The organism is Streptomyces cinnamoneus (genome assembly GCF_014650495.1).
GTDB classification, from domain to species: Bacteria; Actinomycetota; Actinomycetes; order Streptomycetales; family Streptomycetaceae; genus Streptomyces; species Streptomyces cinnamoneus.
In genome coordinates, this window is sequence record NZ_BMVB01000009.1 from 205358 (window position 1) to 227742 (window position 22385).

The 22385-nt window shown below is 68.9% G+C and carries 12 protein-coding genes and 1 pseudogene; 8 read left to right on the forward strand and 5 right to left on the reverse strand.

The features are described from left to right. Nucleotides 1–181: 181 nt before the first annotated feature. From IE182_RS16215 to IE182_RS16225, 3 genes are all read right to left on the reverse strand, one after another. Nucleotides 182–2101, reverse strand: coding sequence for a trypsin-like serine peptidase (locus IE182_RS16215; protein WP_190110520.1), 1920 nt, complete (start codon nt 2099–2101; stop codon nt 182–184). Nucleotides 2102–2204: 103 nt separating this feature from the next. Next, the gene (locus tag IE182_RS16220; RefSeq protein WP_190110521.1) at nt 2205–3770 is read right to left on the reverse strand and encodes a S1 family peptidase; all 1566 of its coding nucleotides are present in this window, start codon (nt 3768–3770) and stop codon (nt 2205–2207) included. Between the two features lie 94 nt (nt 3771–3864). After that, a complete protein-coding gene (locus tag IE182_RS16225) occupies nt 3865–4353 on the reverse strand; it encodes a hypothetical protein (RefSeq protein ID WP_190110522.1) in 489 nt (162 codons plus the stop codon). 365 nt (nt 4354–4718) lie between these two features. Here IE182_RS16225 and IE182_RS16230 point away from each other — a divergent pair, with 365 nt between their 5' ends. The 5 genes and pseudogenes from IE182_RS16230 (at nt 4719) to IE182_RS16250 (ending at nt 11550) form a co-directional block, all read left to right on the forward strand. Beyond that, nucleotides 4719–8669: a polymorphic toxin-type HINT domain-containing protein gene (locus IE182_RS16230; protein WP_190110523.1), complete on the forward strand. Its 3951-nt coding sequence runs from the start codon at nt 4719–4721 to the stop codon at nt 8667–8669. Nucleotides 8670–8900: 231 nt separating this feature from the next. Then, on the forward strand, nt 8901–10019 hold the full coding sequence (locus IE182_RS16235; protein WP_190110524.1) for a GTP-binding protein: 1119 nt from the start codon (nt 8901–8903) through the stop codon (nt 10017–10019). Nucleotides 10020–10044: 25 nt separating this feature from the next. Continuing rightward, entirely contained in the window at nt 10045–10356 is a 312-nt protein-coding gene (locus tag IE182_RS16240; RefSeq protein WP_190110525.1) for an immunity protein TriTu family protein, read from the forward strand. A 100-nt stretch (nt 10357–10456) separates the two neighbouring features. Then, nucleotides 10457–10852, forward strand: coding sequence for a DUF5958 family protein (locus IE182_RS16245; protein WP_229844856.1), 396 nt, complete (start codon nt 10457–10459; stop codon nt 10850–10852). A 118-nt stretch (nt 10853–10970) separates the two neighbouring features. After that, nucleotides 10971–11550: pseudogene (locus tag IE182_RS16250) on the forward strand (transposase). Here IE182_RS16250 and IE182_RS32460 read toward each other — a convergent pair. After that, entirely contained in the window at nt 11540–11671 is a 132-nt protein-coding gene (locus IE182_RS32460) for a hypothetical protein (RefSeq protein ID WP_268249618.1), read from the reverse strand. The pseudogene IE182_RS16250 and the gene IE182_RS32460 overlap by 11 nt on opposite strands. Before the next feature lie 402 nt (nt 11672–12073). Here IE182_RS32460 and IE182_RS16255 point away from each other — a divergent pair, with 402 nt between their 5' ends. Then, nucleotides 12074–16087, forward strand: a complete 4014-nt coding sequence (locus tag IE182_RS16255; protein ID WP_190110526.1) for a TreTu family toxin — start codon at nt 12074–12076, stop codon at nt 16085–16087. Then, a complete protein-coding gene (locus IE182_RS16260; RefSeq protein ID WP_190110527.1) occupies nt 16081–16392 on the forward strand; it encodes an immunity protein TriTu family protein in 312 nt (103 codons plus the stop codon). The genes IE182_RS16255 and IE182_RS16260 overlap by 7 nt, the downstream gene beginning before the upstream one ends. Nucleotides 16393–16546: 154 nt before the next feature. Here IE182_RS16260 and IE182_RS16265 read toward each other — a convergent pair whose 3' ends face one another. After that, complete coding sequence (locus IE182_RS16265; RefSeq protein ID WP_190110528.1) at nt 16547–20443, reverse strand: GH92 family glycosyl hydrolase; 3897 nt, start codon at nt 20441–20443, stop codon at nt 16547–16549. Nucleotides 20444–20929: 486 nt separating this feature from the next. Between IE182_RS16265 and ngcE the strand changes: the two genes are divergently transcribed. After that, on the forward strand, nt 20930–22378 hold the full coding sequence (ngcE, locus tag IE182_RS16270) for an N-acetylglucosamine/diacetylchitobiose ABC transporter substrate-binding protein (RefSeq protein WP_190110529.1): 1449 nt from the start codon (nt 20930–20932) through the stop codon (nt 22376–22378). The last annotated feature ends 7 nt before the right edge of the window (nt 22379–22385 follow it).

Genomic DNA, 22385 nt, shown 5'->3' on the forward strand with positions numbered 1-22385 from the left:
GACACGGCGCAACACCCCACGCGGGGGCATTGCGATATCTCCATGATCATTCCATGAAATCTTCACGCAACAACCGATTTGATGAAGTCCGCGGACCGTGCGGGCACGCCCCTGCAAGTGGGGCGTGCCCGCCTGCCGCCGGGCATCTGCCGACGGCGCGCGGCGCGGCCGCGATGGAGCGTCAGCCCACCAGCTGGATCTGGTCGTGGGTTCCCGCGGCGTCCACGTCGCGGTAGTAGCTGACGTTGCCGTCGGACCAGCGGATGAGGACGTCGTTGGGGACGGTGTTGCCCGCGTAGGCGCCGACCGTGACCAACTGGGCGTTCTTCCACACCGACTTGGCCGGGCGGACGTTGATCTCGTCGTGGAAGCCGGCCGTGTCGACGCCCGGGTAGATGGTGGCCTCGCCGTCGCTCCAGCGGACCATCAGGTCACCGGTCTGCTTGCCGGTGAACTCGCCGGCCCCGATCTGCTCGGCGTGGGTCCAGGTCGCGCCGGCCTTGCGCAGCTGGGTCTCCTTGCCGATCCCGTTGCTGCCGAGGTCGGAGAAGAGGGACACCGAACCGTTGGTCCAGACGACGAGGAGGTCGTCGCGCAGGGCGTTGGCCGTGTAGCGACCGGAGGTGATCAGCTTGGCGTTCTCCCAGATGCCGTTCTTGGGCTTGGCGAGCATCTTCTCGTCGTGGGCGCCGGTGTGGTCGACGTGGGTGTACTGGGTGAACTCGCCGTCGGACCAGCGGGCGAGCAGGCCGTCGCTGCCGTCGGCGGTGAAGCGCCCACCGCTGATCGCCCGGGCGTACTTCCAGACGCTGCCCGCTCCCGCGATCTTGTACTCGGTGGTGAACGTCGCGTCGCCGGACTCGCCGTCCTTCCGCGCACCGGCCGTGTGGAGGGTGGCGGAGCCGTCGTTCCAGACCACGAACAGGTCGCTGCGCCCGTCGCCCGTGAAGTCCCCGGAAGCCGTCAGCCTCGCCTGCTGCCACCGCTCGGCACCGCCGAGCGAGTACGGAGGCTGGGGCTGCTGGTAGGGGCCGGCGTCGGTGTGGCGGCCGTTCTGGGCGTCGTCGTAGAGCTGGAAGAAGCGGTCACCGTACATCGGGCTGTAGGAGATCCGGTTGTACATCGGGTCGCTGCCGGGCACGTCCGGGCCGCCGCCGTTGAAGCCGCCGACGTTGCCGATGATCTGGCCCGTGCCGTTGCCGTCGAGCTTGGAGAACCAGGGGCCGCCCGAGACGCCGCCCCACATGCCCGCGCAGTCGATGCGCATCTGGTTGAAGCCCGGCAGGGGCCCGGTGCGGGTGGCGCACTGGACGGGCAGGTCCTGCGGGTTGTGGCCCACGGAGGGGTAGCCGATCACCGTGACGTCATTGGTGAACCCCGGAGTGCGCGCGAGGGAGTTGGCGCCCGCGACGTCCTGCAGGTTCCGGCCGTCGCCCGACTTGACCCGCGCGAAGGCGAAGTCCAGGTCCGACTCCGCCTTCATGGAGTTCTTCTCGTACCGCTTGTCCACGAACCACTCGTCGACCGGCCAGATCCCGTAGGGCTGCTCCTTGAGGGACTTCGCCGGGTCGTAGGCCGGGACGAACACGGCCTTGGAGTTCGTGCAGTGCCCGGCCGTGAGCATGAGGTTGCGGTTGCTGCTCTCGACGGAACTCGCCGAGCAGAAGTGACTGCGCATGTCCTTGTCGACGGCGAAGAGCATGCCGACGGACTTGATGCCGGGGAAGCTCGTGGAGACGTCCCCCTTGTTCTGGGCGAGCCCCCTGGGGGTGGGCTTCGGGGCCGCGGGCTTTCCGCCCGGCGGCATCGCGCGGCCGGAGGGGTCGGTGGCGGAGGCGACGCGCTCGGGCGTCCAGAAGCGCAGGGCGTCGTCGACGGACCAGCTGCCGGAGTTGCCGGAGGAGGTGGGGGTGCCGGAGGGGGCGGGCGTGCCGGGTGCGGTCGGCGCGCCGGGCTGGCCGGGCTTGGTGGGGGTGCCGGGCTTGGCGGGCGTCGGGGACGTCGACGGGCCGGCGGCTGCCGCTGCGGCGCCGGAGCCCAGCGCGAGGACGGACCCGAAGGTCACCGCGGTGACGAGACAGCGCATGCGTGAGGTGCGCAAGGAAAGCAACTCCGTTCGGAGGAATGAGGAGCGGTCGTGAAGAAGCCGACGGCCCTGCAGGCCCCGGACGTACGGGGCCTGCAGGGCCGGACGATGCTCCGGGTCAGCCGACGAGCTGCACTTCGGCGTGCGTGCCGGCGTTGTCCACGCCGGTGTACATGCTGACGTTGCCGTTGCTCCAGCGGACGAGGACGTCGTTCGGGACGACGTTGGCGGCGAACGCGCCCACGGTGATCACCTGGGCGTTCGTCCACGCCTCCTTGGGCTTGCGCACCATGATCTCGCCGTGGAAGCCGGCGGTGTCGACGCCCGGGTAGATGGTGGCCTCACCGTCGGACCAGCGGACCATCAGGTCGTTGGTGCCCTTCCCGGTGAAGTTGCCGGTCCCGATCTGCTCGGCGTGCGGCCAGGTGGTGTTCGCCTTCTGGATCTGCTTCTCCTTGCCGAGCCCGTTGGCGCCGAGGTCGGAGTAGATCGAGACGGAGCCGTTGACCCAGACGACGAGCAGGTCGTCGCGCAGGTCGTTGCCGGTGTAGCGGCCGGCCGTGATCAGCTTGGCGTTCTCCCAGGTCCCGTTCTTGGGCTTGGCGAGCATCTTCTCGTCGTGGAAGCCCTTGGCGTCGACGTGGGTGTACTGGGTGACCTCACCGTCGACCCAGCGGACGATCACACCGTCGGTGCCGTCGGCCGAGAAGCGGCCGGCCGTGATCGCGCGGACGTACTTGAAGGTGCTGCCGGCGTCCGCGAGCTTGTGCACGGCGGAGAAGGGGTACTTGGGGTCGTTGTGGTCGGCGCCCTGGTAGAGGGTAACCGAGCCGTCGGCCCAGCGGACCATCAGGTCCATGCGGCGGGTGCCGTTGGCGGAGCCGCCGGTGAAGTAACCCGAGGCCAGGTACTCGGCGTTCTTCCAGTCCACGCCCTTCATCAGGCCGCGGGAGAAGATGGCCTGCATCCAGCCGGCGATGTCGTCGACGCGGGTGTCGACGGCGCCCTTGCGGGTCTCGGCCGGGTTGGCGCCGAGGCAGCCGGTCTGCCACGACTGGCTGTTGACGGCGGCCAGCTCGATGCGGCCGTTCGTCTCACGGAAGGCCGGGCCGCCGGTGTCGCCCTTGCAGACGGCCGCGTCGGCGGTCTTGCCGGCGAGGTCGAGAGAGGTGGCCTTGACGCCGCCCACGGTGAACTGCGCGGTGTGCAGGCGGTCGGGGAACCACTCGGTCTTGGTCCGGCCCCAGCCGGCGACGCGCAGCTCCTCGCCCTGGGCGGGCGCGGTGGAGCCGATGGCGACCGGCGTGACGCCGGTGACGGGCTTGTCGAGCTTGGCCATCACGATGTCGCGGTCGTCACGCGGGACGAGCTCGACGACGCCCGCGACGGTGCCGTTGATGGTGGCCGTGGTCTTCAGCTTCGGCGCACCGGCCGCGACCTTCAGGCTCTTGGCGGGGTTGTCCGCGAAGCAGCTCGCGGCGGTGATCAGCCATTCCTGCTCGACCAGCGCTGCCGAGCAGGAACGCTTCCCACCGATGTCGAGCTTCGCCGTGAACGAGTACGCCCCGTCCTTGGCCTGGTCACCCTCGACGGCGGAGGCCGGGGTGCCGCCCAGGACACCGGCCCCTACGACGGTGGCGAGGATGCCCGCTGTCCATGCCGCGCGCGATTGTCTGCCGAACACGTTCTTCCTTACTTACGGTGTGGTGCGTTGGTGTGATGCGGTGATGCGGTGCTGCGGTGCTGCGGTGATGCCGTGGTGCGACGAAGCGGCTCGATCAGCCGGTCACGCGCAGCTCGACCAGGACGGTCGGCTGACCACCGGGAACGCCTTCACCGACGCCCTTCAGCTGGCCCTTGGGAACGTCGACGCTCTGGGCCGGGCCGTCGGCGGCCTTGACGGTGGCCTTGACGGGGTGGTCCTCGGTCTGGACGCCGTAGACGGAGGGGATCTCCAGGGCGAGGTAACCCGACTTTCCGGTGACCTTGAAGCAGTACTTGAAATCCTTCGACTGCGTCGTCATTACCTGGATGTCGGTGGAGGCGGCACAGTCGGCGAGCATGATGTGCCCGTCGCCCTGAACCAGCTTGATGCCCTTTTCCTTGAGGATGGCGTCCGCGTTCGGGTACGCGAAGTCTTCCACCGCGTAAGGCGGAATTTCAGATTCCGCACCGGGCTGCGGGGCAGCGTTGGCGGTGGTGAGCGTGGAAACTCCCACAACGGCCGTGGCGGCCACGGCAATGCCGGCGAGCAGCGTTTTGCGCACGCGAGATATCACAGGGAATTCCTTCCGGGTGCATGCGGCGACAGCGGTGGCCGCAGGTAAGGAAGCGATAAAGGGTGGATGGAATGTACCACCTGACCTGGGTGGACGTGATGCTGAGGGTCCGTCAGTTGGCGGAGCCTTGAATTCCGCTTTCGGAGTCTTGGATTCCGATTCACGGAAAGTCATCACGTCACGGGAAGTTGATCGCGACGGCTATGCTCGCCGAGCCGAACTACGGCGCTCTCAACAGCAAGTCCCCCCGGCAAGAAAGGACCTAGTTGGTGAGCACAAGTCTCTACTCTGCGAGAGCGAGGAGACGCCGGCTGAACACAGGCATACGTGTATGCTCTGTGAGCTTGGTGTCCATGGCTCTTGCCGCGGGATTACTCGGTGCGAGTCCCGCTGCCGCCGATGAGTCATCCGGTGACGGTGGAAACCAGTTGTCCGACCGGGGTCGCATCGTCGAGTTGTGGAAATCCGGTGGTACATCGGTCAAGGCCGCAGCAGAAGCTGCCCTCTTGGGCAGCGACGAGGACGTGCGTCGCTTCCTTGACAAGGAAAAGGAGGTCGCCGAGCTCCACGATGCACGCCTCTCCGCGGTGCAGATGACCGGTCTGGGCGGTCGTAATGTGCGTGAGGCGGCGCAGAAGGCACTGGGTGGGTCGCCGGACGACCTGCGCACGTTCCTGGCCGAAGGCTGGAAGACGCCGCTTGAGCAGGACCAGCGCATTCAGGCCACGCAGATCTCGGGTGCTGCTGGGCGCACGGTTCAGGAGGCCGCCAAGGCCGCACTCGGTGGATCGGCCGACGACGTACGCGAGTTCATCAACGAGGGGCAGTACTCGGCCCGGGAGCAGGACGACCGTGTCCGGCTCGTTCAGATCCTGAGCTCCGGCGGTCCGGCGACCAAGGAAGCCGCCCAGGTCGCGATGAACGGTTCTTCCGACGACATCCGGGAATTCCTGGACGTCGGGCAGTACGTGGCCCGCGCTCGCGATCAGGAACGGTCGACCATCGAGCAGTTGGCTGACAGGGCCGCCGAGGCCGGCAAGCAGGCGAAGCGTCAGACCGAGGAGGCGCAGGAGGCTTCGGACCGCGCTGTCACCGCCTCGAAGTTGGCCAAGGAGGCCGCGAAGAGAGCGGCGGACGAGACCGCCGAGGCCAAGAAGGACTCCACCAAGGCGGCGAATGCAGCCGGTCGTGCAGCGGAGGCGGCCGCTGGCGCCGCCGAGGCCGCACAGGAAGCCATCAGTGCCGCACAGGCGGCCAACTACTCGGCGCGGATCGCGGCAAGTGCCGCTTCGCAGGCCGCCGAAGCGGCGGCCGGTGCCGCTGAGGCTGCGGCACGGGCTCGGGGCGCGGCCGCGAATGCTGCGACGGATGCCGGTCAGGCTGCAGCCGCACGCAGGGCCGCCGAGGACGCCCGGTCGGCAGCAAAGGGTGCGCGCCGCGCGGCCGATGCTGCAGTGCAAGCCGGTACTGCGGCGAAGGCAGCCGGTGAAGCAGCTGCTGCGGCGATGAGCGCTGGCGCGAACGCCGGAGCGGCGGCCGACGCAGCGGACGTAGCCGGTGGACTGGCAGGCGAGGCCAGCGCCCAGTCCGCCCGTGCCCGGGCTGCGGCTGCAGCGGCGCGTCGGCACGCTCGTGAAGCAACGCGCGCGGCCGGTGCCGCCCAGTCGTTGGCGAACTCGGCAGCGAGTGCTGCCTACGAGGCCCGCGACGCCGCCAACTCGGCTGCTGAGCACGCGGAAAAGGCGGCTGAGGCTGCCGAGGAGGCTGCCAAGCACGCCGGTGACTCAGCGAAGGAGGCCAAGGAGTCGTCGGACCACGCGGCCAAGGCCAAGGAGGCCGCCCAGGCCGCGTCCACCGCGGTGGACAAGGCGAAGAAGGTCCAGGAAGTCACTCGCGATATCGAGGCCGAGGAGCTCAAGACCCGTACTGCTGAGGCGATCGAGCAGGCCAAGGACCTCAAGGCGGCCGACCAGGACCGTAAGGACAAGGTCGCCCGGGCAGCCAAGGAGGCCAAGGAGCTCGACGACGAGGCGGCACGCCTCGCTGCCGAGGCTGCGAAGCCGGACACCGACGCCAAGAAGGTGGCCGCGAACGGTCGGCGTGTCGCGTTCCTGACGATGAAGTCGCGGGGCCCGTGGAGCCGAAGCGCTGCCGAGGCTGCTCTTTCCGGCCCCGACGATGTGATCCGCGAGTACGTCCGTGCGGGCTGGCGGGAAGCCGGCGAGCAGGACGAGCGTGCTCGTGTGGAACGCTTGGCGGACGAGGCCGACTCCGATCCCGTCCGCAAGGCAGCCGAAGAGGCCCTCAAGGGTGACGCTGCACAGATCAGCGGGTTCCTGCGCACCGGGCAGCACGAGGCTGCCGCCAACGACTACCGCAAGCGTGTCGTCCAGATTGCCAATGACAGTGCGCGCAACATGCAGGACGCGGCGAAGGCCGCTCTCAAGGACGGCTCGGTCGACAAGCTCCGTGCTTTCCTGAGCGAGGGTCAGTACACCGCGCGCGAAGCCGACGACCGCATCCGCGCCATGCAGCTGTTCACCAGCGGTGGCCCGGACACGAAGGCGGCGGCGCAGGTCGCTCTCGAAAGCCCGCCGGAGCTGCTGCACGCGTTCATCCAGACGGGACAGTTCAAGGCGGCCCGCAAGGACCAGCTCACTGCCACGCACGTCGCCAATGTGAAGCGCATCATCGCCGAGGCATCCGTCGTCGTGGCGAACGCCCAGAAGGACGCGGCCGAGGCCGCCCGCGTCGCGGCCATCGCCAACAAGGCAGCCGAGGATGCCAAGGGCTACGCCAAGCAGGCCGAGGAATCGGCCAAGGCTGCCAAGGGCTATGCGGAGGATGCCCAGAACTCGGCCAAGCAGGCCGAGGCGTCGGCTGCCGATGCGGCTCGATCGGCCAAGACGGCTCGTGACGCCGCAGCGGCAGCGGAGAGCGACGCTCGCGACGCCGAGAATTCGGCGATGCGCGCTGAGGGCTCAGCAGCTTGGGCACAGGCATCGGCGGGCGAGGCATACGCCGCGTCGGATGCGGCGCGCGCCTCTGCCGTAGCGGCAGGCAAGGACGCACTGCAGGCCGGTAAGGCCGCGAAGGAAGCCTACGACACTGCGGTCAAGAAGATCCGTGAGGAAGCCGAGGCCCTCCGACGCGACGAGGAGGCCCGGAAGAAGAGGATCGAGCAGCAGAAGAAGGAAGAGGCCAAGCGCAAGAACAAGTGGGGCTGGCTCAAGGACGCAGGCCACCTCGCCCTGGACGTCGTCGGTGCTGTACCCGGGGTCGGCACCCTCGCGAACGGTGCAAACTGCGCCTGGTACGGAGCGGAAGGCGACTACGTCAACGCAGGTCTTTCCTGCGCCGCTGCCATTCCCTTCGCAGGTGAAGGCGCTACCGCGATCAAGCTTGCCAAGTGGGGCAAGGGCGGCGAGTTCGTGGAGGACGTCTTCGGCGCCGGCGCCAAGGTCTGCAAGATCAAGAACAGCTTCACCCCGGAAACGCCGGTGGTGATGGCCAACGGTTCCTTCAAGCCGATCAAGGACATCAAGGCCGGCGAAAGGGTGCTGGCCACGGATCCGGAGTCGGATACGACACAGGCGCGGGCTGTCGACGAGACCATCGTCGGCAACGGTGACAAGCGCCTGGTCGAGCTCACCGTCGACACGGATGGTGACAAGGGCCACGCGACCGGCACGATCACGGCGACCGAGGGTCACCCCTTCTGGCTCGCGGACCGCCGAGCCTGGGTGAAGGCCAGCGAGGTCGGGCCGGGTGCCATGCTCCGTACGTCGGCCGGTACCTGGGTCAAGGTGACGGCAACGCGTGCGTGGACGGCGGTTCAGCAGGTCTTCAACCTCTCCGTCGACGGCATCCACACGTATTACGTCGTTGCTGGCGGCGTTCCGGTGCTGGTGCACAACGCCAGCCCCTGCCAGGAGACCGGTGGGTTCAAGTTCGGCATCGAGGCCGACGAAATTAAGGAGATCGGCCGCGGGTACGGTGCTGAGACTTTCCGGCCCGGCGGAGGTGGTTCGCCTGAGAACATGTTCATCAATGCGACCCGCTACAACAGCTTCTGGGAGAAGACGGCAGTCGTTCTCCGGGATATCGCTGGTGATCACATGTTCGACAACGGGAACAAGCGGACTGCGCATGCTGTAGTGTCCAGACTGTTTGAACGGAACGGCATCATCAACCGGCCGAGTGCACAGGACCTTTGGGGTGTTGTCGACAAGGTGGGAACCCCCACCGCTACAGGGCATACGAAGGACGTGAAGAAGATCGCTTCGTTGCTTCGAGGCTACTAGTTCTAGTTGCCATATGTAGCTCCGGTTAGTTGATGAGGCGCCCGGGCCACCGAGTTGAGACACTCTTCTTTCGGTAGCCCGGGCGCCTTGCTCATTCGTCTTGAGAGGTTGGGCCGGCCTTGTCGGCCACTTTGGTGGAGGAAGCGACCTGTGCAAAGGAAAGTTGGTCTCAGTGAAGGCCGCCGTGTCGTTGGAATGATCGGATCCTGCGATGTTGGTAAGTCCACCTTGATGGCCGCGATCGCGGGATCGGGGACCGGTTCCCGCGACACGAGAACGTCGCGCGCCGACTGGGAATCCGCGGGCCGCTCCTGGTCACTCCTCGACTGGTCGCATCGGGACGATTACGTCGAGGACATGGTGCGCGGCTCAGAATCGCTCGACGGCATCGTCCTCGTGGTCTCCGCCTGTGAAGGTGTGGCGTCGCGTACCAGGCAGGAGCTGCTCCTGGCGCATCGTGCCGGAGTGCAGAGCCTGGTAATCTTCGTCAACAAGGTCGATTTGATCGAGGATGACGAGCTGCGAGGTCTCGTGGGAACCGAGATCCGCGAGTTGCTGAGCCAATGCGGGTATTCGGCCGATCTGGTGCCGCTGGTCTTCGGTTCGGCCCTGAAGGTGCTCGAAGGAGACACCAGCCAGGATGGCGGCGAAGCCGTCAAGCGCCTGCTCCGATGCATGGGGAATGCCATTGAGCAGGGCCGCGTCACGGATGGACCGTTCCTGATGAGCATCCAGGACAGCTTCGGCATCCCCACGAAAGCTGCTTCTCCAGCCAATCGGTTGAGGGAAGCCTTCGCAGCTCTGGGTCCTGGAACGCTCGTCACAGGCCGCATTGAGCGCGGTGTCGTCGAACCGGGTGCGGAGGTAGCAGTCATCGGCTTCGGGTCACAGCAGGTGGGAACGGTCGCCGGTGTGGCGACGCCATTTGAAGTCGGCAGCCGGGGCGTGGCGGGTGAGTCCGCCAGCGTGCTTCTGCGTGGCGTCGAGTACGAGGGTGTCGAACGTGGGCAAGTATTGGCCCGCCCTGGCTCGGTGGCCTCCCATACGGCATTCGAAGCCGAGGTTTACGTCATGAGGCCGGACGAGAGCGGCCAGTCTGTGACGTTTTCGAATTCCGGTAAGAGGGTTGGTTACTTCTACTTCCGCTCGGCGGAGGTCCTCGGCGACATCACCGGCCTTCGTCAAGGGGACATCGAGGTCGATTATGCGGAGGGCGGATCCTATGCCATGACTGTCCGTCTCGCCCGGCCGGTCGCGCTGGAGGAGGGTCTGCGGTTCTCCGTCCGCGAGGGGGGCCGGGCAGTCGGCTCCGGACTGGTCACTCGGATTGTCGGTCCGCTTCCGGCATGAGCGAGACCTGCCAAGGCGTTCCGTCGTGCTGAACGAGCCGGATCTGCTGCAGGGTGTGAGGTCCTGGGCCGCCGAGAAGGCCCCGGACTTCGGCAGCGCCGGTGTCGTGCTGACGGTCACGGAGTGGCCCGAAGGCACGGGGGCCGTCCAGCTGGAGTTGGACGCTGACACGCGGATCGCCGAAATCATGGTCTGGGCCGATGGGAACGCCGAGATCACCTTCGTCGATGTGACAGCAGGAGAGATCACGCCCGAACACCGGGACCTCCGGTCCGAGGCGGATCTCCTGGACGCCCTGAGCGTGATGAACACGTGGACCGGCGCGGCGGCGTCCTAGCCCTGTCCGCTCCTGTCCGCTCCTGTCCTCCGTGCGGCCGTCGGACCGTCCGGCGGGCCGCACGGCTGTGGTGAACATGAACACGAGGAACCGAGTCGGGGTGGACGACGTGAGAGAGCCGGAGCGCATCATCAACGAACTCGCGCAGGGTCTGCGCGCGGTGGAGGACGGGGTGAGCTGGTTCTCGGGGCTTTCCGAGGGCGAGCGGGAGGCCGTGCTCCGGGAGGTGGTCCGCTGCATCTCGCAGGTGCATCCCACGGCGGAGGAGGCCCGTGCCAGCGTGGCCCGTTCCGGCCTGAAGCCGACGGCGAATCCGGCCGTGATGATTCATCGTGCGCCGCTGATGGAGCGGGTGGGGAGGATCGCGGGTCTTCCCGCCGACGAGCACGTGAACGCGTTCCGCCTGCTCGTCGCCCTCTTCTCGCTCGCCGACACCCGGCGCAGGGAAACGGAGTGCCGAGGGCGGTGCGGCCACTTCTGGCACAACCTGCCGTAGCAACAAGAAGCCCCACCGCGAGACTTTCGGTGGGGCTCCTTCCATGGGTGTCCGGTCACGACGCCAGCAGTTCCACCTCCGCCAGCCGGCTGTCCGTTCCCTCCGCCACCAGCCGGTAGTGCCGTCCCCACAATGGGATGGCCTGCTGCCGCAGCGCGAGCGGCGTTTTCGCTATCCGGGCCGCAGGCCGTTGCCGGACCGGGGAGTGCTGTGCGGGACCTTATACGTGCCGCACACCGGCATCCCGTGGGAGTACCTACCGAGGGAGCTTGGCTTCGGCTTGGGCATGCACCACCTCACCACCGACGGCCACGGCGCCCCGCTCGCCGTCCTGCTGACCGCAACGATGTCACCCGGTTACTACCGCCGCTGGACGCGATCCCGCCGGTCCGTGGATGCGTCGGCCGTCCTCGCCGTAAGTCCGACTCACTCTTCTCCGACGCGGCTACGACCACGACATCTACCGCGACTAAGTCCGCACCCGCGGCATCATGCCGGCCATCGCCCGCCGCGGCACCCGGCACGGGACCGGCCTGGGCACCTACCGGTGGGTGATCGAGCGGCCGTTTGCCTGGCTGCACGGCTTCCGGCGCCTGCGGATCCGCTGGGAACGACGGGCCGACATCCACGAAGCATTCCTCACATGCGAGGCACACTCGGGGCGTGCCACGCGTGCCGAGAGGTTGATCAGTCGGTGATGCGGAGTTCGACCAAGACGCTGGGCTGATCGCCCGGGACGCCTTCATCGATGCCCTTCAGCTGGCCCTTGGAGACGTCCATTCTGGTGGAGTACTTGAAATCCGTGGACTGCGTCGTCATTACCTGGAGGTCGATGGCGGCAGCGCAGTCGGCGAGCGGTGTTCTGCGCGCGCGAGATCCACGGGAAATTCCTTCCGGGTGCATGCGGCGACAGCGGTGGCCGCAGGTAAGCAAGCGATAAAGGATGGATGGAATGTACCACCTGACCTGGTGTGATGTGCAGATGAGGGGCCGTCAGGTTGCGGAAGTTTAAATTCCACTTTCGGAGGATGGGATTCCGATTCGCGAAAAGTCGGGGCGGCGCAGAAGGCTGATCTTGGCAGTTATGCTCACCGGGCCGATCAACGGCATCACGCCGCTAGCTGGAAGGGCTGCTTGGTGAGAAAAAGAAGCGTCGAATTCGCGAGAGCGAGGGGACGGTCGACGCTGTACGCGCGTGTATTGTGTTCGAGCCTGCTTCCCATGTCGCTCGTCGTCGGTGTGCTCGGCGGCAGTGCATCCGCCACCGGTGAATTCCCCGACGACGGACTGTGGTTCGACCCGATCCCGGCCACCAACCGTGGCCGCGTCGTCGAGTTGTGGAAGACCGGCGGTCCCGGTGTCAAGGCGGCGGCCGAGGCCGCGCTCATGGGCACCGACGAGGACGTGAACCGGTTCCTGGCCGGTGAGAAGGACACCGCCGAACAGCACGACGACCGCATATCGGCGGTCCAGATCCTGTCCTTGGGCGGACGGCAGGTCCGGGAGGCCGCGCAGAAGGCGCTGGCCGGCTCGCAGACCGACCTGCGGCAGTTCTTCAAGTCCGGCTGGCAGCAGCCGCTCGAACAGGACCAGCGCGTCGCGGTCACGCAGCTCGCCACCAGTGGGGGCCGCAGCCTCCAGGAGGCCGGCAAGGCCGCGCTCGGCGGCTCGGCGGAGGACGTCCGGAAGTTCCTGGACGAGGGACAGTACCCGGCCCGGGAGTCCGACGACCGGGTCCAGCTCATGCAGATCATGTCGGCCGGCGGCCCGGCGACCAAGGAAGCCGCCAAGCTCGCCCTGAACTCGTCCTCCGAGGACGTGCGCGAGTTCCTGAGCGTGGGGCAGTACACCGCCCGCGCCCGGGACCAAGAGCGCGCCACCGTCTCGCAGTTGGCGGAACGCGCCAAGGAAGCGGGCAGGACGGCCAAGCGGGAGACCGAAGCCGCCCAGGACGCTTCCGAACGCGCCGTGATGGCGTCGAAGCTGGCCAAGGAAGCGGCGCAGAAGGCCGCGATCGAGACCGCTGCCGCGAAGAAGGACGCCGGCCGGGCGTCGAACGCCGCCGGACGGGCCGCCGACGCGGCCGAGAGCGCCGCCCAGGCGGCGCAGGAGGCCATCGACGCGGCCCGGTCGGCCAACGCGTCGGCCCGCATCGCGGCCAGCGCCGCCTCGCAGGCGGCTTCTGCCGCCGCGCAGGCCGCCGAGGCGGCGTCGCGGGCACGTGGTGCCGCCGCCGCCGCGGCAACGGACGCCGGGCAGGCGGCCGCCGCACGTCAGGCGGCCGAGGACGCGCGTACGGCCGGCAAGGCCGCGCGCGAGGTGGCCAAGGCCGCCGAGCAGGCGGGCATCGCCGCGACGGCGGCCGGAGCTGCAGCAGCCGCGGCCGCCAACGCCGGCGAGAACGCGGACGCGGCGGCATCCGCCGCGGACGAGGCCGGTGGCTTCGCCGCCGCCGCGGGCGTCCAGTCGGCCCGCGCACGGTCGGCCGCTGCAGCGGCACACCGCCACGCACGCGAGGCCAACCGCGCCGCCGGTGCCGCCCAGTCGCTGGCCAAGCAGGCGGCGAACGCGGCGTACGAGGCGCGCGACGCCGCCAACTCGGCGGCCGACCACGCCGACAAGGCGGCCGACGAGGCCGAGCGGGCCGCGAAGTACGCCGGTGACGCCACGAAGGCGGCGAGCGAGTCGTCCACCCACGCCGGCAAGGCGAAGGAGGCGGCGAACGCCGCGACCGCCGCGGTGAAGAAGGCCGAGAGCGTCCAGGAGATCGCCCGCAACATCGAGGCCGAGGAGCTCAAGGCCCGTACCGCCGCGGCGATCGAGCAGGCCAAGGACCTCAAGCAGGCCGAGGAGGAGCGGAAGGCCAAGGCCGCCCGCACCGCCAAGGAGGCCAAGGACCTCGACGACGAGCAGAACCGTCTGGCCGCGGAGGCCGCGAAGGGCGCGGACGTCAAGGACGTGGCCGTCAAGGCCCGCCGGGTGGCGCTCATGGCCATGAAGTCGCGTGGCCCCTGGAGCCAGTCGGCTGCCGCGGTCGCGCTGGCGAGCACGGACGAAGCCGCCCGCGACTACGTGCTGACGGGCTGGAAGGAAGCCGCTCAGCAGGACGAGCGCGCCCGCGTCGAGCGGCTGGCGGACGAGGCCGACTCGGAGTCGGTCCGCACGTCGGCGGCCGAGGCCCTCAAGGGCGATGCCGCGAAGATCGGTGACTTCCTGCGCACCGGTCAGCACCAGGCTGCGGTCAACGACTACCGCGTGCGCGTGGTCCAGGTCGCCAACGACACCGCGCGCGGCGTCCAGCAGGCGGCTCAGGCCGCGCTGAAGGACGGTTCGCCGGAGAAGCTGCTGGAGTTCCTCAACGAGGGCCAGTACACCGCCCGTGAATCGGACGAGCGCGTACGCGCCGTGCAGCTGTTCACCGCCGGTGGGGCCGAGGTCAAGGCCGCCGCACAGGTCGCCCTTGAGGGGCCGCCGCAGGTGCTGCACGGCTTCATCCAGACCGGGCAGTACATCGCGGCCCGCAAGGACCAGCTGACCGCCTCCCACGTGGCGCAGGTCAAGAGCATCATCTCCGAGGCGTCCATCGTCTCCGCGAACGCGCAGAAGGACGCGGCCGAGGCCGCACGGGTCGCGGCCATCGCCAACAAGGCGGCCGAGCAGGCCCGGGGCTACGCCAAGGAAGCCGAGGAATCGGCGAAGAAGGCCAAGGGCTACGCGGACGACGCGCTGAACTCGGCGAAGCAGGCGGAATCGTCGGCGGCCGACGCCGCGAAGTCCGCCAAGACCGCCCGCAACGCCGCGGCGGCCGCCGACCGTTCCGCCGCCGATGCGGACAGGTCCGCCGCCTACGCCAGCGCCTCGGAATCCCGCGCCCGCGCGTCGGCCGACGTCGCCTATGCCGCGGCGACCGAGGCCCGTGCCTCGGCCACGGCGGCCGGCAAGGACTCCGCCGCCGCCGACAAGGCCGCGAAGGACGCCTACGCGGATGCCGCCGCCAAGCTCCAGAAGGAGATCGAGCGGCGCGCGGAGGAGGCCCGGAAGCAGCGCGAGGAGATCAAGAAGCAGGAGGAGGCCGCCCGGGAGGCGAAGAAGAAGGCGTGGGGCGACTTCGGTCACTTCCTGCTCGACGTCGTCGGTGGCACCCAGATCCCCATCGTGAGCCAGCTGGCCAACGGTGCCAACTGCATCTGGTACGGGGCCGAGAAGGACTACCTCAACGCCGGAATGTCCTGCCTGGCCATGGTGCCGGTCGCCGGTGCGGGCGCCACTGCGGCGAAGCTCGGCAAGGACGGCGCCAAGGGAGCCGAGCTCCTCGAAGCGATCTACAAGCGTGCCGCCGGTGGGCTGAGCCGCAGCCGTGCCGGCAAGGCGTGCAAGGTCCTCCCCAAGGGCCTCGCCGCACCGAGGGGCCTCGCGGCCCGGGGGCTCGCGGCACCGCAGAACGCCCTGCCCGGCAACAGCTTCGTCGCGGACACGCCGGTCGTGATGGCCGACGGGACCACCAAGGCCATCCAGAACGTCAGGACCGGTGACAAGGTCCTGGCCTCCGACCCGGCCACGGGCACGACCGAGGGCCGTCCCGTCGACAAGGTCATCGCCGGCAAGGGCGAGAAGCACCTCGTCACGCTCACCGTCGACACCGACGGCGACAAGGGTGGCGCCACCCACACGATCACGGCGACCGAGGGTCACCCGTTCTGGACGGCCAACCCCCAGGCGTGGGTGAAGGCCGGCGAGCTCAAGCCGGGCGCGCTCCTGCGCACCTCGGCAGGCACCTGGGTCACGGTCACGGCGACCCAGGCCCGGACCGAGAACCTGCAGGTCTTCAACCTCTCCGTCAGCGCGCTCCACACGTACTATGTGGGCGTCGGCCCGGTGAACGTCCTCGTTCACAACACGGGCGGCGAGGACGAGCTGGTAAGGGTCGGGCGCTGGATGAGCCAGAACGAGCACGACAAGATGGTGTCCACCGGCATGGTCCAGGAGGGCGCGGGCGGCCGCACCTACGTGGTGCACCCGCCGGACAAGAACACCTACAAGCCGACCTACAAGGGCTCGGTCTACGTGGAGTTCGACGTCCCGAAGTCCTCGCTCTACCCGGGAGGCCGGCCGACCGACTTCAAGATGGCCAGTGCCAACTCGAACGACGCCCGGTACGCGGCGAAGCTCGGCCGCCCCATTCCCGAGCTGCCGGCGGCGCTGAACATCTCCCTTGAGGCCGGTCCGTCGTGCTGAACGAGCCGGATCTGCTGCAGCACGTGAGGTCCTGGGCCGCCGAGAAGGCCCCGGGCTTCGGCAGCGCCGGTGTCGTGCTGACGGTCACGGAGTGGCCCGAAGGCACGGGGGCCGTCCAGCTGGAGTTGGACGCTGACACGCGGATCGCCGAAATCATGGTCTGGGCCGATGGGAACGCCGAGATCACCTTCGTCGATGTGACAGCAGGAGAGATCACGCCCGAACACCGGGACCTCCGGTCCGAGGCGGATCTCCTGGACGCCCTGAGCGTGATGAACACGTGGACGGGAGCGGCGGCGTCCTAGCCGTTGCCCGCTCCTTTCCTCCGTGCGGCCCGCCGGTCATTCCGGCGGGCCGCACGGCTGTTGTGGACGTGGACGTGAGGAACCGAGCCGGGATGGACGCAGCAGAAGAAGCCCCACCGGCACCGGCCGGTGGGGCTTCTTCGTGGGTGTCCGGTCACGGTGCCAGCAGTTCCACCTCCGCCAGCCGTCTGTCCGTGCCCTCCGCCACCAGCCGGTAGTGCGCGTACGTCCCCGGCGTGCGGACCTCGAAGGGGCGGGTCTGGTGGTTCCAGGTGAAGGACTCGGACGAGCGGTGGTCCACGTCCGTCCAGTGGGTGCCGTCCCGGGAGCCCTGGAGGGTCCAGGTGGACGGGGCCGTGGTGCGGTCCGAGGAGGTGAGGGTGTACGTCGTCACCCGGGCGTCGTGGGTCGTCGGCAGCCCGGCCGTCGTCAGCGGGGCGTCCGTGGCCGAGGTGTTGTCCGTCAGGGCCGAGTCGCCGGCGGTCGTCACGTCCGACAGGGGGGAGGGGACCTTGTCGTCGCGGGTGATGGACGTGGGGGCGGCCCGTTCGGCTGTGCCCCACGTCGACGGGCTCGGGCCCATGGCGAACTCCAGCGTGCCGCCCCTGGAGAGCAGGGAGTGCGGGAGGGCGGTGGAGGTCCAGGTGCGGCCGTTGAACCGGACGGACTGGACGTAGACGTTGCGGGCGCTGTTGCGGGGGGCCTTGATCACCAGGTCGTGGCCGCCTTCGAGGTGGACGGTGGCCCGGGTGAAGAGGGGGGAGCCGACGGCGTACTCGCCCTGGCCCATCACCAGCGGGTAGAAGCCGAGCGCACTGAAGACGTACCAGGCCGACATCTCGCCGTTGTCCTCGTCACCCGGGTAGCCCTGGCCGATCTCGCTGCCGAGGTAGAGGCGGGAGAGGACCTCGCGGACCTTCTCCTGCGTCTTCCAGGGCTGCCCGGCGGCGTCGTAGAGGTAGGCGATGTGGTGCGAGACCTGGTTGCTGTGGCCGTACATGCCCATGCGCACGTCGCGCGCCTCGGTCATCTCGTGGATGACGCCGCCGTAGGATCCGGCGAACTCCGGCCGTCCCGTCTCCGGGGTGGCGAAGTAGGTGTCGAGCTTCTTGGCCAGGCCCGTGCGGCCGCCGTGGAGGTTGGCCAGGCCCCGGGTGTCCTGGGGAGCGGTGAAGGCGAAGTTCCAGCCGTTGGTCTCGGTGTAGTCGTGGCCCCAGACGCGGGGGTCGTAGGCGTCCGGCGAGAGCCGCCAGTTCCCGCTCTCGTCCCGGCCCTGGAAGAAGCCGGTCCGCGAGTCGAAGAGCTTGACGTAGTTCCGGGCGCGGTTGAGGAGGTAGGCGGCCTCCTCGCGGTAGCGGGGCTTGTGCGTCCGGTCGTAGAGGGACTGGGCCATCCTCGCCAGCCCGAAGTCGTTGAGGTAGCCCTCCAGCGCCCAGGATGTGCCCTCGCGGATGCGGGTGCTCGTGTAGCCGAGGAAGACCGAGGTGTCCATGCCCTTGCGGCCGGTGCCGGGGTCGTCCGGCGCCACCGTCGCGTTCTTGAGCGCGGCCTCGTACGCCGCCTCGGCGTCGAAGGCGACGCCCTTGACGTGGGCGTCGGCGAAGGCGACGTCCGAGCTGGTGCCGGTCATCAGGTCGGCGTAGCCGGGGGAGGACCAGCGGGAGATCCAGCCGCCGTCCTTGTACTGCTGGACGAAGCCGTCGACCAGTCGGCCGGCCAGCTTGGGGGTGAGGAGGGCGTAGGCGGGCCAGGCCGTGCGGTACGTGTCCCAGAAGCCGTTGTTGACGTACACCTCGCCGTCGACGATCCGGGCCCCGGTCCTGGTCGGGGTGGACTGGCCGGCGGGCGGCGAGAAGGGGCTGGCGTAGCGGGGGCGCGGACGGGCGGGCGTGCCGGTGTTCTCGTGGCCGGAGTTGGGATACAGGTAGAGGCGGTAGAGGCTGGAGTAGAGGGTGGTGAGCTGGTCGCGGCTCGCGCCCTCGACCTCGATCCGGCCGAGGACGGCGTCCCAGGCCGCGCGGGCGCGGTCGTGCACCCGGCCGAAGGAGGCGCCCGCCGGGATCTCCTGCTCCAGGTTGGCCTTCGCCTGCTCGGTGCCGATGAGGGACGTCGCGAGGCGGAGGGTGACCGTGCGGTCCGCACCCGGGGCGAAGCGCAGGTAGCCCGTCACGCCCTCGGCGCCGGGACCTCCGCCCGCGCCGTCGCCCTTGAGCCTGCCGCTCGCGGTGACGGGGGCGTCGAAGACGCCGTAGACGAAGAGGCGGCCGGCGCCCTTGGACAGGCCGCTCCGGACGTCCGAGAAGGCGGTGAAGGACCGGGTGGCCGGGTCGAGCGTCAGACCGCCCTGGTTCTTGACGTTGTCAAGGATGACGCTGGCGTTCTCACCCGGAAAGGTGAAACGCATCATCGCCGCGTGGTCGGTGGGCACGATCTCGGCCTGGAGGCCGTTCTCGAAGGTGACGCCGTAGTAGTGCGGCCGGGCGGTCTCGCGGGAGTGCCGGAAGGGGAGGGCGCGGGCCGGGCGCGAGGCGGAGGGCGTGCCGGTGGCGACCGAGGGCATCACCTGGAAGGTCTGCCGGTCGCCCATCCAGGGGCTCGGCTGGTGGCTCGCGCCGAACGCCTGGAGGGTGGGGAGGTTGTCGGGGTTGTTGGCGGCCGCGTACTGGTAGAGCCAGTCCGTGGAGCCGGCGTTGGTGACGGGGGTCCAGAAGTTGAATCCATGGGGGACGGCGGTGGCGGGGAAGGTGTTGCCCCGGGAGAAGTTCGAGCTGGAGTTGGTGCCGCGGGTGGTGACGGCCCAGTCCGCGGGGTGGACCGGCGGCCTCTCCCGCGGAGCGGGGGCGAGCGAGATGTCGTCCACCCAGCCGCGGAACTTCGCAGGGCCGACCGGCGCGTCGTAGGCGATCAGGATGCGCTCGACGGTCTTGCCGGCGGCCACGGCGCCGATGTGCGACTCCTTGTTGTTCCACTGATTGACGTACAGCGTCCTGGACGCGGCCTGGCCCTGCGGGGTCAGACGCGCCCCGTGCTGGTCGACGGCGCCGAGCTCGCTGAGGTAGGTCCCGTCGGTGAAGGCGAGGTCGAGGGAGACATGGGTGGCGGGGTAGCGGGTGTCCGGCTCCGGCATGGACGGGAAGACCTTGTACGACAGCAGGGTCCGTGGTGTGACCCTGGTGCGCACATGGAAGATCTTGTTGTACGAATAGCCGCGCCCCGTGGCCTGGTGCATGCCCCCGTAGCGCAGCGCGCGGGTGCCCGTGAAGCCCACCCGTGCCTTGGCCGTGGGCGAGCCGGTCGGGCCCCGGTCGACGTGGCTGCGCATGTCCTCGGGCGGCGGCGTGCCGTCGCCGCCGGTGGCCAGCTGCACCTCGGCGAGCTGGAGGACGGGCTCGCCGCCGTTGCGGGTTATCTCCAGGCGGTACTGCCGGTGGGCGGTGGTGCCCTCGAAGGCGAACTCCCGGGTCTGCAGGCGCCTTTCGAAGGTCTCGTCCCGCCGGGTGTCGAGGACCGTCCAGGTCTTCCCGTCGTCGGAGCCCTTGAGCGTCCAGTCCCGGGGGTCGCGGCCGGGGGCGTCGTTGGCCGAGGTCAGTGCGTAGCGGACGGCCTTGACCGGCTGGGCCAGCTCGAATTCCAGCCAGGCGGACCGCTCGAAGTCGAGCCATTTGGTCGCGCTCTCGCCGTCGATGAGGTTCTCCTTCACCTCGCCCGCCTCGGTGTGCTCCCCACTGGCACGGATGGCGGTCACCCGGTCGGTGACGTTGCCGGGGATGCCGCTGGTGTCGTCGCCGTCGACGCCCGCGGACCGTCGCCGGCCGTCGGGCCCGGTCTCGACGGCATTGAGCCAATCGGGCTGCGGCTCGCCGGCCTCGAAGGAGGAGGCGAAGCGCTCGGCCACGGCGGCGCTGCCGTCCCGCTGGGGCCCGGACGACACGGCAGCACCCTGCGTGACCTGAGCAGTCGTCACCAGTACGGTGGCCAGGGCGAGGGCCGCGGGGCGGGTGCACCGGCGGGCGCGAGGGCGCCACCGTCCGGTTCCGAGTCTGTGTCGCATCCCTTGTCTCTCCACGAAGCTGCCTCCACGAAGCCGCGTAGCCCACGATGCCGACACCGCCGACAACGTTGTCACCCGAGTCGCGCAGTGATAAGTAGCTCGTGCGACACCAGTGGTGTCAAGGGTCTCGGGGTTGGTGTCGCGCCCCGCGGGGGAGGTGGGCCGAGGGGGTGCGGCGCCGTGCCGCCGGCCGTCCGCCGGTGGTGTCGGCGAGGTCTCAACTCGGGAAAGACTGGCGGGAGAAGGCGCTTACGATCTTGCCCAGTTGATCGGAGTGGACTATACCTGTCGGCGTCCGGGGCGGCCGTTGCCGCCGCCCGGACCCGGGGGGCAGCGGCAGGCGCGACGCCGCGGGGGACGTCACTCCGGCGCACACCCAGCACCACGCTTCAACTGACCCGCGGTGTCGGGCCCTTCGGCTTCCGCTGAATGCGCAAGGGGAGACCGCCACACCGCCTGAGTCCTGGAGAAGGCGAGGACTTGAGCATGGGATCCACCCCCGAATTCAGCCGGCGCGCATTCAGCCGACGCGACCTCATCAAGCGGGCTGCCGCCCTCGGACTGATCGCCGTGCCGACGGTGAGCGCACTGAGCGCCTGCGCGAGCGGTGACGGCGGCGACGGCGACAAGCAGGTCGACAAGGGCAGGAAGACCGACAGGAATCCGCTCGCGGTCAACGAGTCCGCCCCGCTCGACGTCGTCATCTTCGACGGCGGCTTCGGCCAGCAGTACGCGAAGGACGCGGAGGCCGAATACCGCAAGGCGTTCCCGGGCGCCCAGGTGAAGCACGCGGCCACCCAGGAGATCCAGACCCAGCTCCAGCCCCGCTTCAACGGCGGCACACCGCCCGACCTGATCGACAACTCCGGTGCCAAGCAAATGGACATGGGCACCCTCGTCGGCAAGAAGCAGCTGACGGATCTCAACACCCTGCTGGACGCGCCCTCCTACGACGACCCGGCGAAGAAGGTGCGCGACACCCTTCGCCCGGGCGTCGTGGAGATGGGGCAGTTCGACGGCAACGAGACCTGGATCCTCTACTACGCCTACACCGTCTACGGCGTCTGGTACTCGAAGACCAATCTCCAGAAGCTCGACGCCCAGTACCCCGAGACCTGGGACGAGATGCTCAAGGTCTGCGAAGCGGCGAAGAAGAAGGGCATCGCCGGCTGGACCTACGCGGGCAAGCACCCGTACTACCTGCCGTTCAGCCTCTACCCCTTCATCGCCAAGATCGGCGGTGTCGAGGTGCTGAACAACATCGACAACCTGGAGCCCAACGCCTGGAAGGCGCCGGCCGTCAAGGCGGCCTTCGAGGCGTACTACGAGCTGTACAGGAAGGGCTACATCCTCCAGGGCACCCCGGGCCTGACCCACATCGAGTCGCAGACCGCCTGGAACGAGGGGAAGGCGCTGTTCCTTCCCAACGGCTCCTGGGTGGAGAACGAGTCGAAGAAGACCACGCCCCAGGACTTCCGGATGGCGGTCGGCGCCCCGTCGAGCCTCGACAAGAGCGACAAGATGCCGTTCGGCACCCTGTGGGCGTCCGGCGGTGAGCCCTTCATCGTGCCGAAGAACGCCAAGAACCCGCAGGGCGGCATGGAGCTGCTGCGCATCATGCTCGGCAGGAAGTCCTCGCAGAACTTCATCAAGTCCGTCTCCTCGCTCACCTCCTTCAACGGCGGCACCGACGGCCTCACGCTGCCGCCGGGCCTGGCCTCCTCGCAGGAGGCGCTCGCCAAGGCCGGCAAGAACGTCGTCAACCCCCGCATCCAGGACTGGTACGTCGCCCTGCAGAAGGAGAAGATCGGCGTCGCGGCGATCGGCGAGATGATGGCGGGCCGGATGACGCCCGACGAGACCATCGCGAAGATCCAGCGATTCGCCGACGAAACGGCCAAGGACAGCTCCGTCAAGAAGTACAAGCACAAGTGAGCGGTGG

Excerpts from the sequence above, each read along its gene's own strand:
- IE182_RS16230 (WP_190110523.1), top strand. The coding sequence starts at position 4,719 with ATGGCTCTTGCCGCGGGATTACTCGGTGCGAGTCCCGCTGCCGCCGAT.
- IE182_RS16235 (WP_190110524.1), top strand. The coding sequence starts at position 8,901 with ATGGCCGCGATCGCGGGATCGGGGACCGGTTCCCGCGACACGAGAACG.
- IE182_RS16255 (WP_190110526.1), top strand. The coding sequence starts at position 12,074 with ATGTCGCTCGTCGTCGGTGTGCTCGGCGGCAGTGCATCCGCCACCGGT.
- ngcE (WP_190110529.1), top strand. The coding sequence starts at position 20,930 with ATGGGATCCACCCCCGAATTCAGCCGGCGCGCATTCAGCCGACGCGAC.
- IE182_RS32460 (WP_268249618.1), bottom strand. The coding sequence starts at position 11,671 with ATGACGACGCAGTCCACGGATTTCAAGTACTCCACCAGAATGGACGTC.
- IE182_RS16265 (WP_190110528.1), bottom strand. The coding sequence starts at position 20,443 with ATGCGACACAGACTCGGAACCGGACGGTGGCGCCCTCGCGCCCGCCGG.